General features: G+C 69.0%; 13 protein-coding genes. 12 read left to right on the top strand and 1 reads right to left on the bottom strand.

What is annotated here, in order from left to right; translation table 11 throughout:
• Window positions 1-25: 25 nt before the first annotated feature.
• From rimP to rbfA, 5 genes are all read left to right on the top strand, one after another.
• The gene (gene rimP, locus ACX80H_RS14625; protein ID WP_459314130.1) at window positions 26-688 is read left to right on the top strand and encodes a ribosome maturation factor RimP; all 663 of its coding nucleotides are present in this window, start codon (window positions 26-28) and stop codon (window positions 686-688) included.
• A 10-nt stretch (window positions 689-698) separates the two neighbouring features.
• The gene (nusA, locus tag ACX80H_RS14620) at window positions 699-1,688 is read left to right on the top strand and encodes a transcription termination factor NusA (protein ID WP_459314129.1); all 990 of its coding nucleotides are present in this window, start codon (window positions 699-701) and stop codon (window positions 1,686-1,688) included.
• Between the two features lie 36 nt (window positions 1,689-1,724).
• Window positions 1,725-2,162, top strand: a complete 438-nt coding sequence (locus ACX80H_RS14615) for a YlxR family protein (protein ID WP_459314128.1) — start codon at window positions 1,725-1,727, stop codon at window positions 2,160-2,162.
• A gap of 124 nt (window positions 2,163-2,286) precedes the next feature.
• A complete protein-coding gene (gene infB / locus ACX80H_RS14610; protein WP_459314127.1) occupies window positions 2,287-5,235 on the top strand; it encodes a translation initiation factor IF-2 in 2,949 nt (982 codons plus the stop codon).
• A gap of 111 nt (window positions 5,236-5,346) precedes the next feature.
• The gene (rbfA, locus tag ACX80H_RS14605; RefSeq protein ID WP_459314126.1) at window positions 5,347-5,784 is read left to right on the top strand and encodes a 30S ribosome-binding factor RbfA; all 438 of its coding nucleotides are present in this window, start codon (window positions 5,347-5,349) and stop codon (window positions 5,782-5,784) included.
• Between the two features lie 84 nt (window positions 5,785-5,868).
• Here rbfA and ACX80H_RS14600 read toward each other — a convergent pair whose 3' ends face one another.
• Window positions 5,869-7,044: a pyridoxal phosphate-dependent aminotransferase gene (locus ACX80H_RS14600; RefSeq protein ID WP_459314125.1), complete on the bottom strand. Its 1,176-nt coding sequence runs from the start codon at window positions 7,042-7,044 to the stop codon at window positions 5,869-5,871.
• Between the two features lie 60 nt (window positions 7,045-7,104).
• Between ACX80H_RS14600 and truB the strand changes: the two genes are divergently transcribed.
• The 7 genes from truB to ACX80H_RS14565 all read left to right on the top strand — a co-directional run bounded on the left by truB (window position 7,105) and on the right by ACX80H_RS14565 (window position 13,698).
• Window positions 7,105-8,016 (top strand): tRNA pseudouridine(55) synthase TruB, encoded by a 912-nt coding sequence (gene truB, locus ACX80H_RS14595; RefSeq protein WP_459314279.1) that lies wholly within the window; start codon window positions 7,105-7,107, stop codon window positions 8,014-8,016.
• Between the two features lie 2 nt (window positions 8,017-8,018).
• Window positions 8,019-8,387, top strand: coding sequence for a hypothetical protein (locus ACX80H_RS14590; protein WP_459314124.1), 369 nt, complete (start codon window positions 8,019-8,021; stop codon window positions 8,385-8,387).
• Window positions 8,384-8,866, top strand: a complete 483-nt coding sequence (locus tag ACX80H_RS14585) for a hypothetical protein (protein WP_459314123.1) — start codon at window positions 8,384-8,386, stop codon at window positions 8,864-8,866. The genes ACX80H_RS14590 and ACX80H_RS14585 overlap by 4 nt, the downstream gene beginning before the upstream one ends.
• A gap of 69 nt (window positions 8,867-8,935) precedes the next feature.
• A complete protein-coding gene (locus tag ACX80H_RS14580; RefSeq protein WP_459314122.1) occupies window positions 8,936-9,565 on the top strand; it encodes a DUF4345 domain-containing protein in 630 nt (209 codons plus the stop codon).
• A gap of 146 nt (window positions 9,566-9,711) precedes the next feature.
• The gene (locus tag ACX80H_RS14575) at window positions 9,712-10,707 is read left to right on the top strand and encodes a bifunctional riboflavin kinase/FAD synthetase (RefSeq protein WP_459314121.1); all 996 of its coding nucleotides are present in this window, start codon (window positions 9,712-9,714) and stop codon (window positions 10,705-10,707) included.
• Between the two features lie 103 nt (window positions 10,708-10,810).
• Window positions 10,811-11,080, top strand: coding sequence for a 30S ribosomal protein S15 (rpsO, locus tag ACX80H_RS14570; protein ID WP_301230023.1), 270 nt, complete (start codon window positions 10,811-10,813; stop codon window positions 11,078-11,080).
• A gap of 353 nt (window positions 11,081-11,433) precedes the next feature.
• The gene (locus ACX80H_RS14565; protein ID WP_459314278.1) at window positions 11,434-13,698 is read left to right on the top strand and encodes a polyribonucleotide nucleotidyltransferase; all 2,265 of its coding nucleotides are present in this window, start codon (window positions 11,434-11,436) and stop codon (window positions 13,696-13,698) included.
• Window positions 13,699-13,809: the final 111 nt, after the last annotated feature.

Genomic DNA, 13,809 nt, shown 5'->3' with positions numbered 1-13,809 from the left:
CCGGCACCGCGGAATGTCGGTACTCTTGGATGACAACATCATCGAGTGGGAGGCAGCCATGGCGGTCCGGTCCGGGAACGAAAAACATGCTCCGACCCGCAAATCGGCCCTGGAGGTCGAGCTGCAGGCCGAAGCCCAGCGCCTGCGGACCAGGCTGCAGCCCGTGGTGGAACAGCACAATCTCTACCTCGAGGACGTCGACATCAAGGTCGCCGGCTCCCACCGCACGGTCCACGTCGTCGTGGACCTCCCCGAGGACGCATCGGGAAGCGTGGGGCTCGATGTGATCTCCGCGATCTCCCCGGACCTCTCGGCGGCGATGGACAGTGATCCCGACGATGACGACCGCCCGTACAACCTGGAGATCTCCTCACCCGGGGTCTCCCGTCCCCTCACCGAACCGCGGCACTGGCGCCGCAGCGTGGGGCGCGTGGTCGAGGTCAAGCCGGTGACCGGCGACGTCGTCGTCGGCCGCCTGAAGGACATCACCGCCACGGGCATCCGACTGATCCCGCACCTGCCCGTCAAGAAGGGCATGAAGCCGAAGCAGGGCGATCCGCTCGCCCTCGAGTTTTCCAAGATCCGCAAGGGGACCGTCCAGGTCGAATTCGCGCATCTTGAGGATGAACACCACGAGAACAGCGATGGGGCCGATCCGGACAACTCCGGCGCCGTGCACCCCGCGTAAGGAGACCTACATGGACATTGATATGAGCGCGCTGAGGCTCCTCGAGCACGAGCGCGAGATCCCGCTGGACAAGCTGGTGCCCACGATCGAGCAGGCACTGCTCATCGCGTACCACCGCACACCCGGCGCCCACGAGACCGCCCGCGCCGAGCTCGACCGCCGCAACGGCCACGTCACCATCTGGGCGACGGAGAAGGACGACGACGGCGAGACCGTCGGAGAGTTCGACGACACGCCCAGCGGATTCGGCCGCATCGCCGCGAGCACCGCCCGCCAGGTCATCCTCCAGCGGCTGCGCGACGCCGAGGACGACAACATCCTCGGCGAATTCCGGGGCAAGGAAGGCGAACTCGTCGCCGGCATGATCCAGCAGGGCACCAATCCGCACATGATCCAGGTCAACCTGGGATCGGTGGAGGCCGTGCTGCCGCCGCCGGAGCAGGTGCCGGGGGAGAAGTACCTGCACGGCACCCGGCTGCGGGCGTTCGTCGTCGACGTGCACCGCGGCATGAAGGGCCCCTCCATCACCCTGTCCCGCTCGCACCCGGGCCTCGTCCGGAAGCTCTTCGAACTCGAGGTGCCGGAGATCGCGGACAAGACGGTCGAGATCGTGGCCCTGGCCCGCGAGGCGGGGCACCGCACCAAGATCGCCGTGAAGGCCAACGTGCCGGGCGTGAACGCCAAGGGTGCCTGCATCGGGGAGATGGGCTCGCGCGTCCGGGCCGTCATGAACGAACTGAACGACGAGAAGATCGACATCGTCGACTACAACGACGACGCCGCGGCGTTCATCGCGAGCTCGCTGTCGCCGTCGCGCGTCACTTCGGTGACGATCACGGACGAGGCCACGAGGTCCGCGCGCGTCGTCGTCCCGGACTACCAGCTGTCCCTGGCGATCGGCAAGGAAGGCCAGAACGCCCGCCTCGCCGCGAAGCTCACGGGTTGGCGGATCGACATCGTGTCCGACGCGGCGAAGCCCGCCTCGGCCGCGAAGGCCTAGGCCTGCCGGTCTTCCGGCGGTGCCGGAAGGGGTAGAATGGACAGAACTGATGTCGGGTCGCGCCCGGAAGACTCTGCTCACCGAGAAGATACTGCTCACCGAGAAGAGTCCGGGCACCAGCCGGAGGACACCCATCCGATACGCACCTGCGTGGGATGCCGCCGGCGGGACCGCCAGTCACACGTGATGCGGGTTGTTGCACGACCGATCGACGGGCAGGATGTCGCCGTCATCGATGAGCGGCGCCGGCTATCCGGACGGGGTGCTTGGCTGCACCCCGACCCGGCATGCATGGAAACGGCCGTCAAGCGGAGAGCCTTTCACAGGGCGTTCCGCCGGCCGGTGGACACTGCGCAGTTGGCAGCGGACTTCCAGGCACACCTGGAGCGTCGAGATGAACGCTCCGATTCACCACCGTCCTCCCGGAAAGCGGGTCAGTACCCTCATGGAAACCCGATGAGAACCCAGCGATGAGTGCGCAACGATGATCAATCCGTTGCGCTCTGCATTCGATCTACCAGGCGCCCTAGCGGCTGGGATCAGCAGTAGGAAATAGACGGTTCGTGCCTGACTCGGTGCGGACCGAGACAGGAGAAATGTGGCCAAGGTCCGCGTACATGAGCTTGCGAAAGAGCTCGGTATAACCTCGAAAGACGCAGTTGCGAAACTGCAGGAACTGGGCGAGTTCGTCCGTTCAGCCTCATCCACCATCGAGGCCCCCGTCGTGAAGAAACTTCGCGGCGCATTCCCCGCCGGCGGCACCAAGACCGCCGCGGCCCCCGCCCCCTCACGCCCCGCGGCCCCCGCGCCGTCAGGCCCGAAGCCGGGCGCTGCCCAGGCCGCGCCGGAGGCACCCGCCCCCGCCGCTCCCGCAGCACCCGCCACCCCTGCCGCCCCGGCTGCTCCGGCCGCCCCCCAGGCATCACCGTTCTCGAACGGATCCGCTCCCGCGGAGACCCCCGCTGCCGCTGCACAGGACACGCCTGCCCCGGCTGCGGAGAACACCCCGGCTCCTGAGCAGCAGGGCACGCAGGGCTCGACGCCGGGCGTCCGTCCGGCTCCGCGTCCGGCCACCCCGCCCGCAGCTCCTGCCGCGGGTACCACCCGTCCTTCGGGCGCCCGTCCCGGCGGAGCGCCGCGTCCGGGCAACAACCCGTTCGCGCCCTCGCAGGGCATGGGTTCCCGCCGTGGTGAGACCGACCGTGGTGCAGACCGCACGTCGGACCGCCCGCCGCGTCCGGGCAACAACCCGTTCGCACCCTCGCAGGGCATGCCCCGTCCCGGTCGCCGTGACGATGCACAGCAGCGTCCCGCCGCGGGTCCGGGTGGACCCCGTCCCGCAGCCGGTGCGGGCGGACCCCGTCCCGCAGCCGGCGCCGGTGGACCCCGCCCGGGTGCACCGCGTCCCGGCGCTCCCCGTCCGGCCGGAGCCCCCGGCTCACGTCCTACTCCGGGCATGATGCCCAACCGCACCGAGCGTCCCGCTGCCCCCGGCCGCGGTGCCCCGGGTGCGGGAGCCGGTCCGCGCCGCGGTCCCGGTGGAGCACCTGCCAGCCCCAGCGGTGCACCCGCCGGCGGCGGCTTCGGCAAGGGCGGTCGCGGACGCGGCGGCACTGCCGGTGCCTTCGGCAAGGGTGGAGCCGGCCGTGGCAAGCAGCGCAAGTCGAAGCGGGCGAAGCGGCAGGAACTGGAGCAGATGTCGGCTCCTTCGCTGGGTGGCGTGAGCGTACCCCGCGGAGACGGCAACACCATCGTGCGCCTGCGCCGCGGCTCGTCCATCACGGACTTCGCCGACAAGATCGAGGCGAACCCCGCCGCACTGGTCACCGTGCTGTTCCACCTCGGTGAGATGGCCACGGCGACCCAGTCGCTCGACGAGGACACCTTCGAGGTGCTCGGCACGGAACTCGGCTATAAGATCCAGGTCGTCTCACCCGAGGACGAGGAGCGCGAGCTCCTCAGCAGCTTCGACATCGACTTCGACGCCGAGCTGGCAGCCGAGGGCGACGAGGAACTCGAGGTGCGTCCGCCGGTCGTCACGGTCATGGGCCACGTCGACCACGGTAAGACGCGACTGCTCGATGCGATCCGTAACACCAAGGTCGTCGAGGGCGAGCACGGCGGTATCACCCAGCACATCGGTGCCTACCAGATCCAGCATGTCCACGAGGACAGCACGCGTGCCATCACCTTCATCGACACCCCCGGTCACGAGGCGTTCACCGCCATGCGTGCCCGTGGTGCGAAGGTCACGGACATCGCGGTGCTGGTCGTCGCGGCCGACGACGGCGTCATGCCCCAGACCGTTGAGGCGCTGAACCACGCCCAGGCGGCCAACGTGCCGATCGTCGTGGCCGTCAACAAGATGGACAAGGAAGGCGCGAACCCGGACAAGGTCAAGGGCCAGCTCACCGAGTACGGTCTGGTGCCCGAGGAGTACGGCGGCGACACGATGTTCGTGCACGTCTCCGCCCTCCAGGGCGTCGGCATCGACGACCTCCTCGAGGCCGTCCTGCTCACCGCGGACGCGGCCCTCGACATGCGGGCCAACCCGAACAAGGACGCCCGCGGTATCGCGATCGAAGCGAACCTCGACCGCGGACGCGGCGCCGTCGCAACGGTGCTCGTCCAGTCAGGAACACTGAACGTGGGTGACACGATCGTCGCCGGTACGGCGCACGGCCGTGTGCGTGCCATGTTCGACGAGAACGGTGACATCGTCACGAAGGCGGAGCCGTCGCGTCCGGTCCAGGTCCTGGGTCTGTCCAACGTGCCCCGCGCAGGTGACACGTTCTTCGTCACGGACGACGAGCGCACCGCCCGCCAGATCGCCGAGAAGCGCGAAGCCGCGGACCGCAACGCGGCCCTCGCCAAGCGCCGCAAGCGCATCAGCCTCGAGGACTTCGACCAGGCCGTCGCCGAGGGCAAGGTCGACACCCTCAACCTCATCCTCAAGGGTGACGTGTCAGGTGCCGTCGAGGCCCTGGAGGACTCGCTGCTCAAGATCGACGTCGGAGAGGGCGTGCAGCTGCGCGTCATCCACCGCGGCGTCGGTGCGATCACCCAGAACGACGTCAACCTGGCGACCGTCGACAACGCGATCATCATCGGCTTCAACGTCAAGCCGGCGGAGCGCGTCGCGGACCTCGCCGAGCGTGAAGGCGTGGACATGCGCTTCTACTCGGTCATCTACGCCGCCATCGACGATATCGAGCTCGCCCTCAAGGGCATGCTCAAGCCGGAGTACGAGGAGGTGCAGCTCGGAACCGCAGAGGTCCGCGAGGTGTTCCGCTCCTCGAAGTTCGGCAACATCGCCGGTTCGATCGTCCGCTCGGGCATCATCCGACGCAACACGAGGGCCCGCGTCCTCCGCGACGGCAAGGTCATCGGGGACAACCTCTCCGTCGACTCGCTCAAGCGGTTCAAGGACGACGCCACCGAAGTCCGCACGGACTTCGAGTGCGGTATCGGCCTCGGCTCGTTCAACGATGTCAAGGAAGGCGACACCATCGAGACCTTCGAGATGCGGGAGAAGCCCCGCGTCTAGGAGGTAGGTCAGCACAGGCGCCCTGGTTCTCCCGGGCGCCTGTGCTGTCGTACAGCCGGAACCCGCACGCAGGGTTCCCCACCCACATCCGCTTCCCTAGGAGTATCAGCAATGGCAGATCCGGCCCGCGCCGCGCGGCTCGCGCAGCGCATCAAAGTCATCGTCGCCGAGGCGCTCCGGCGCCGTGTGAAGGATCCCCGGCTGGAAGCCGTGACCATCACCGACGCCCGCGTCACCAACGACCTGCAGCACGCGACGCTGTACTACACGGTGCTGGGGGATCCGGAGGAGCAGCAGGCCACGCGGATGGCGCTCGAGTCCGCCCGCGGCGTGCTGCGCGCCGAGGTGGGCAGGAACATCACCGCCCGCCTGACGCCGACCCTCGAATTCGTCCCCGACGAGGTGCCGGTCAACGCCAGCCACCTCGAGGAGCTGCTGCAGAAGGCCCGCGAGCGCGACGCCGAGGTGGCAGCGATCGCCCAGGGCGCGGACTTCGCGGGGGACGCCGATCCCTACCGCACCTCCGACGAGGACGAGGTCGGACGCTAGCCCTCCGGGCTCCCGTTCCGGGCCGCACATCAGAAGGCAGCCGACCTGCGGGTCGGCTGCCTTCTGTCGTTCCCGGGGTGGCGTTCAGGTGCGGGGCACGGGGAGCCGGGACAGCCCCTCGACGAGCTCGTCCCTCCTGCCGCACAGGGCGATCCGCACCCAGCCCTCACCCATCGACCCGAAGGCGGTGCCCGGCGCGAGCGCGACGCCCTGCTCCGCGAGGAACGCCCTGGTCCACGCCCGGACATCCCCGTCCGTGGCGTGGGAGAGGTCGGCCCACAGGTAGAAGGCGCCGCGGGCGTCGAGGTAGCTGATCCCGCGCTCGTCCAGCACCGCGGTGGCCGCGTCGCGGTTGGCGCGGTAGTGGTCCAGGGCGGTCCGGACATAGTCCTGCGGGCCGGTCAGGGCGGCGACGCCGGCGTACTGCGAGGGACCCGAGACGCAGGACACGGTGGCCTCCATGACGTTGCTGAGGAGCTGTTCCATCCCGGGCGGCGTGATGAGCGCGCCGATGCGGAGACCGGTCAGCCCGTACGTCTTGGACAGCGTGAGGGAGGTGAGGACGCGGGCCTCGACGGCCTCCGGGACGGCCTCGGGGCCGCCGGCGTCGAAACGGGCGGGACTGACATGGGGCACGTCGTAGGTGAAGGCCTCGTAGCACTCGTCGGAGATGATCCACAGGTCGTTCTCATGGGCGAAGCGGACGAGCTCACGCGTGAGGTCGGAGTCGAAGACCGATCCGAGGGGATTCGACGGCGAGTTGAGCATGAGCACCTTCGTGCGCCCGGTCACGAGCCGCCGCAGGTCCTCGATGAGGGGCTGGAAGCCGTGGTGCGGCAGCAGGGGGTACGGCACGGGGACGCCGCCGAGCAGCCCCACGGTCATGGTGAACGTCGGATACCCCGGGTCGGGGATGAGCACCTCGTCCCCGGCCGCGATCAGCGTGCTGAGCGCCAGGTGCAGCCCCTGCTGGGCGCCCGCGACGACGAAGACGCGGGCGGGGTCGTCGTCGACCCCGGACAGGGACGCGAACCGCTCGGCGAACGCGGCCCTGAGCGGGGCGATGCCGGCATTGGGCGTGTAGTTGGTGTCGTCCCGGTCGAGGGCCGCCATCGCCGCCTCGAGCACGTGCCGTGCGACCGGGAACGCGGGCTCGCCGATGCTGAGGACGATGGAATCGGGGGTGGCCCATGCCGCCTGCGTGATCTCGCGGATCTGGTTGACCGGGACATTCACCACGTGGGCTGGGGCGGAAGGCATACGCAGGATCGTATCGCGAGGCGGGCGGGGCGCCCGGGAGCGCGCAGCAGCGACCCTATACTGGGAGGCGTGAATTCCGGGCAGGTCCACTCAGGGCTGATCATCGTGGACAAGCCTCAGGGCTGGACCAGTCATGACGTCGTGGGGCGCATGCGTCGCCTGGCGGGAACCCGCAAGGTGGGCCATGCCGGCACCCTCGACCCGATGGCCACGGGCGTCCTGGTGATCGGCATCAACCGCGCGACGCGCCTGCTGACCTTCATCGTGGGCACGTCGAAGACCTACACCGCCACCATCCGGCTCGGGCAGTCGACCCTCACGGACGACGCCGAGGGCGAGGTGACGGGCGGGAGCATCGCCGCCGCCGTGACCGAGGAGGACATCCGGACGGCGGTCGCCCGGCTGACGGGTGAGATCCAGCAGGTGCCGAGCAGCGTCAGTGCCATCAAGGTCAAGGGCGAGAGGTCCTACGCCCGGGTCCGCGCCGGCGGGGAGGTGGACCTCCCCGCCCGTCCCGTCACCGTGCACCGGTTCGACGTCCACGGGATCCGCCGGGTCAGCAACGGGCGGCTGCAGGACGTGGATGTGACGGTCGAATGCAGCTCCGGCACCTACATCCGGGCCCTCGCGCGCGACCTCGGGGAAGCCCTCGGCGTGGGAGGCCACCTGACCGCGCTCCGCCGGACCCAGGTGGGGCCCTACTCCATCGAGCAGGCCCGTACCCTCGAGCAGCTCGCCGCGGAGCTGGACGTGCTCCCGCTGGACGACGCCGGACGGTCGCTGTTCCCCGTGCGGGAACTGTCCGAGGCCGAGGCCGCGGACGTCTCCCACGGCCGGAAGATCGGGCCCAACGACGAGCCCGATGTCCCGGTCGCCGCCTTCGCGCCGGACGGGACCCTCGTGGCGCTGCTCGAGAACCGCGGGGGAGCCGCCCGCACCGTGCTGGTCTTCGCGCCCGGCGGGAAGGAGTAGGCGTGGATCCCTTCTTCCTCGTCGGGGCGCTCGTCTGCGCGGTCTCCGCCGTCCTCTGCATCGGCGCGGCCCTCCTGCGACAGCCGCCGAACGACATCACCATCCTCTCCGTCGCGGCCGTCGAGCTCTTCCTCCTGGCGTACACGGTGGCTGCCGGAATCCGGCAGCTCGCGGGGGAGCCCGTGCTGGGGGAGGCCTGGGAGTTCTGGGGGTACCTCCTGACAGCGCTCGTGGTGCCCGTCGGCACCTTCTGGTGGTCCATCCTCGAGAGGACGCGCTGGAGCAATTTCGTACTGGCCGCGGCCGGGCTGACGGTCTTCGTCATGCTCGTCCGCATGGAGCAGATCTGGGATGGGGTGGCCGGCCTGTGAGCGGTCGACGGAACGAGGGATCTCCTGCCGCGCGCGTCGGTGCAGCGGGCGCGACGGACGCCGCGGGTGCGGGAGGCGCGAGCCGCGCCCGGGGCCCGGGCCGCCTGCTGATCGCCGTCTACGGGGTCTTCGCGCTGGCCGCGACCGCGCGCGCCGGATTCCAGATCGCGACGAAGTTCTCCGAGGCCCCGCTCGCGTACCTCCTCTCGGCAGTGGCCGCGGTGGTCTACATCGTGGCGACGGTGTCCATGGCACGGGCGGGTGCGCGCGCCTACGCCATCTCCGTCGTCGCCGTCACCACCGAGCTCGTCGGAGTGCTCGCGGTGGGCCTCCTCAGCATCCTGGATGCGCAGGCCTTCCCGAGCGAGACCGTATGGTCCGCCTTCGGCCGTGGCTACGGATTCGTCCCCCTGGTCCTCCCGATCCTGGGGCTGGTCTGGCTGCGCAGGAACAGGCCGGGACAGCGCCGCCCGAAATAGGTCCGGTTGCCTGCGGCCCGTGAGAGTATGGCGCAAGAGCACCGATCCAGCCTGCCTCCAGGGAGCGACATGACCAGCAACAGCCCCGAGCACGACGAATCCACGGGATCAGGAGCCGGACGGTCCTCGTCGTCCGATGCCCGCCGCGCCGGCAGTGCGGGGCCGACCCCCTCGGGTACCCCCTCCGGAGACCGCGACCGGGCGGCGGCGGAACCGTCCCAGCGCGGCAAGACTACTCCCTCGGGTGACAAGGGCAGGAAGCCCGGTAAATCCGCCTCCGGCGGGGACTGGAACGTGTTCCGTACCGTCGTCGTCCTGGTGGGGGTCGTCATCGCCGGGTTCGGTGCCTACTACCTGATCCTCGGCACGGCCGGACTGCCCGAGACGGAAGCCAGCCCCGCCAACCCCACGCTGGAAAGCCAGTTCCGGTTCTTCTCGGCCATGATGGTCGGTGTGGGTGCGGCCTTCATCACGATCGCGGTCAAGTTCCAGTGGGCGAACATGCTGTGGCTCGTCTGCCTCATGGTGTTCGCGGGCGGCATCGGGCGCGTCCTGTCGTGGGCGTTCTCCGGAACCCCCCACTACGTGATGATCGTCCTCATGGTCGTCGAACTGGCCTTCCCGCCGGCCCTGCTCGTCTGGCACAAGTACATCGCCAAGACGAGCGACCTGCGCCGGGAATTCACCCAGCACGGCTAGCGGACCCCCTCGCGCAGCGGCCCTCCACTCCCGGCGAGGACGGAGGCCCGATGCCGTCCGCGGTGATCGCGTCGGCCATAATGGGGAGCGGCGTCCACGCCGGACACCCGAGGCCGCGGGAATCGGCCGAATCGCGAAGGAGATGCGTGTTCTACTGGAGAGACCTGGACAGTGTGCCCAAGGATTTCGGGCCCTCCGTCCTGACGCTCGGCAACTTCGACGGCGTGCACCGCGGTCACCAGCGCGTCCTGCAGCAGGTCCTCGAGGCGGCGCACGAGCGTGCTGCGGCCGCCGTCGTCGTGTCCTTCGATCCGCACCCGGCGCAGGTCCACCGGCCCGAGTCGGCGCCGGAGCTGATCATGGGGCTCGACGACCGCGTGGAGACGCTCGCAGAGACGGGCATCGACGCCCTGCTCATGATGCGCTACACCCTCGACCTCGCCGCACACTCGCCGGAGGAGTTCGTCGAGCGTGTCTTCGTCCAGGCCCTGAAGGCGCGGGCCGTGGTGATCGGCCACGACGTCCGGTTCGGCAGGGGCAACAGCGGTGACCTCGACACCATGCGCGACCTCGGCCGGAAGCTCGGCTTCGAGGTCATCGCCATCGAGGACTTCGGTGCGAGCTACCCCGTGGACGCGACGGAGGACGACGGCGACAGGCGGTGCTCCTCGACCTGGGTGCGGGAAGCACTCGAAGCCGGAGAAGTCGGAACCGCCGCGAGGATCCTCGGCCGCCCCCACCGCATGCGCGGAGAGGTTGTCCACGGGGCAGCCCGCGGGCGGGAACTGGGGTACCCCACGGCGAACCTGGCAGCCTCCTCCCGGGGCTTCATCCCGGCCGACGGCATCTACGCCGGCTGGCTCGTCGACGAGGCGGGCACGCGGTGGCCGGCCGCGATCTCCGTCGGGTCCAACCCCACCTTCGACGGTGTGGACCGGCAGGTCGAGGCGCACGTGATCAACCGTCCGCCCGAGCGCGTGCAGGACTTCGACCTCTACGGACAGGCGATCATCGTCGAATTCGTCGAGCGGCTGCGGGGCCAGGTCGCCTACACCGGGCCTGAGGCCCTGATCGAGCAGATGAAACTCGACGTCGACAGGGCCCGTGGCCTGCTTTCGACAGAACAACGGCTCAGACGCTAAACTGGGCGCAGGTCCGGCTGCAGTCCGTGGTGGCTGGATTTTTCTGTGACGTCGTGCAAACGATGCTCAGCACATGTTCACGGTACAACTCTAGGAGTTACTCGTGGCCCTTGACGCCGCCATCAAGCAGGAAATCATCAAGGAATACGCGCTGGCCGAAGGTGACACCGGTTCACCCGAGGTTCAGATCGCGATGCTTTCCCGTCGTATCCTCGACCTGACCGAGCACCTGAAGATGCACAAGCACGACCACCACACGCGTCGTGGCCTGCTTCTTCTCGTCGGTCGTCGCCGTCGCCTGCTGGACTACCTGCGGGACACCGACATCGCGCGTTACCGTTCGCTCATCGAGCGCCTGGGTCTGCGTCGATAAGTAGCATCAAGTAGCATCGGAAGGCGGCATCCTCTCCACTGGAGAGGGAGCCGCCTTCTCTGCTAGGTAGAAGTACGGGCCCCTCCGCCGCGGCCCGGCTCCGGACACCGGAGCACCAGGCGGGCGGACCGCGTGTCCGCAGCCAGCAGTATCAGCACGACCTGCAGCAGCAGGACCACCGCACAACAGGAGTCAACCGGCACCGCGCATTCGCGGTCCTCGGTAGTGGTCTCCGGAGCGCACCCGCGTTCCGTGGATCTCGATCGAAGACCGGGTGCTGTGGGCCGCCCGTGAGGGGCGGAGCCACGTCGGGTGCCGATTGCCTCCGATACCAGGAAACGGAGGTGACTCTCTTGGAGGGTCCCGAAATTCAGTTCGCCGAAGCAGTGATCGACAACGGTCGCTTCGGAACACGCACGGTCCGGTTCGAGACCGGACGCCTCGCCCAGCAGGCCGCCGGCTCCGCCATGGTCTACATCGACGAGGACACCGCACTGCTCTCGGCCACCACGGCCGGCAAGCACCCCCGCGAAGGCTTCGACTTCTTCCCCCTGACAGTCGACGTCGAAGAGCGCATGTACGCCGCGGGCCGCATCCCGGGCTCGTTCTTCCGCCGCGAGGGCCGTCCCTCCACGGAAGCCATCCTGGCCTGCCGCCTGATGGACCGTCCCCTGCGCCCTGCGTTCGTCAAGGGCCTGCGCAACGAGGTCCAGGTCGTCGTGACCGTCCTCGCGATCAACCCCGACGTCCGCTACGACGTCGTGGCCATCAACGCCGCGTCCATGTCCACGCAGCTGTCCGGCCTGCCCTTCTCGGGACCGATCGGCGGCGTCCGCGTGGCCCTCGTCTCGGACGGCAGCGGCAACGACCAGTGGATCGCCTTCCCAAAGCACTCGGAGCTCGAGAACTCCGTCTTCGACATGGTGGTCGCCGGGCGCATCGCCGGTGACGACGTCGCGATCATGATGGTCGAGGCCGAGGCCACCGACAACTCGTGGAACCTGATCAAGGAGAACGGCGCGACCGCTCCCACGGAGGAGGTCGTCGCCGACGGCCTCGAGGCCGCCAAGCCGTTCATCCGCGCCCTGTGCGAGGCGCAGGCAGACCTCGCCGCGCGCGCCGCCAAGCCGACCGTCGAGTTCCCCGTCTTCCTCGACTACCAGGACGACGTGTACGCCGCCATCGAGTCGGCCGGCGCGGAGAAGCTGTCCCAGGTATTCCAGATCGCGGACAAGCAGGAGCGCGGAAGCGCCACCGACGCCCTCAAGTCGGAGCTTCTGGACGCCCTCGGCAGCTCCTTCGAGGGACGCGAGAACGAGCTGTCCGCAGCGTTCCGCTCGCTCACCAAGGCCGTCGTCCGCCAGCGCATCCTCAAGGACCAGGTCCGCATCGACGGCCGTGGCCTGAGCGACATCCGCAAGCTCACCGCCGAGGTCGAGGTGCTGCCGCGCGTGCACGGATCGGCGATCTTCGAGCGCGGCGAGACCCAGATCATGGGTGTCACCACGCTGAACATGCTCAAGATGGAGCAGCAGATCGACTCGCTGTCGCCCGTCACGCGCAAGCGGTACATGCACAACTACAACTTCCCGCCCTACTCCACCGGTGAGACCGGCCGCGTCGGTTCGCCGAAGCGCCGCGAGATCGGCCACGGAGCGCTGGCAGAGCGCGCCCTCGTGCCCGTCCTGCCGAGCCGCGAGGAGTTCCCCTACGCGATCCGCCAGGTGTCCGAGGCCCTCAGCTCCAACGGGTCGACGTCGATGGGCTCGGTCTGCGCCTCGACGCTGTCCCTGCTCAACGCCGGTGTGCCCCTCCGCGCGCCGGTCGCCGGTATCGCCATGGGCCTCGTGTCCGACGTCGTCGACGGCCAGACGCGCTACGCGGCGCTGACCGACATCCTCGGCGCCGAAGACGCGTTCGGTGACATGGACTTCAAGGTCGCCGGTACGTCGGAGTTCGTCACGGCGATCCAGCTCGACACCAAGCTCGACGGCATCCCCGCCTCGGTGCTCGCTGCCGCGCTGAAGCAGGCCCGCGAAGCACGCCTGCACATCCTCGGCGTCCTGCAGGCCGCGATCGACACCCCGGACGAGCTCTCCGAGTTCGCACCGCGGATCATCTCGGTCAAGATCCCCGTGGACAAGATCGGCGAGGTCATCGGCCCCAAGGGCAAGATGATCAACCAGATCCAGGAGGACACCGGAGCCGACATCTCGATCGAGGACGACGGCACCGTGCTGATCGGCGCCACGAACGGCGAGTCGGCCGAGGCTGCGCGCGCGGCGATCAACGCGATCGCCAACCCGCAGGTCCCCGAGATCGGTGAGCGCTACCTGGGCACGGTCGTCAAGACCACGACCTTCGGCGCCTTCGTCTCCCTGACCCCGGGCAAGGACGGCCTGCTGCACATCTCCGAGCTGCGCAAGCTCGCCGGTGGCAAGCGTGTCGACAACGTCGACGAGATCGTCTCCGTGGGCCAGAAGGTCCAGGTCGAGATCACGAAGATCGACGACCGCGGAAAGCTCTCGCTCTCGCCCGTCGTCGCCGAGGACGCCTCCGGGTCGTCCGAGGACGCCGGCATCGAGCTGCCCGAGGTCGCAGTGGGCGACGACGCCTAGTCCGTCCCGCTCGTCCTGAGCGACCGCGGCCCCAGGGGGGGGAGAAAAAAGGGAGGGGGGCGAGGGGGGGAATGGCGGTTTTCCCCAACAACCAAAAAAAAAAAAAAGACC

It is taken from the genome of Arthrobacter pasteuri (genome assembly GCF_054510955.1).
This window is presented reverse-complemented; position numbering and strand designations above follow the sequence as displayed.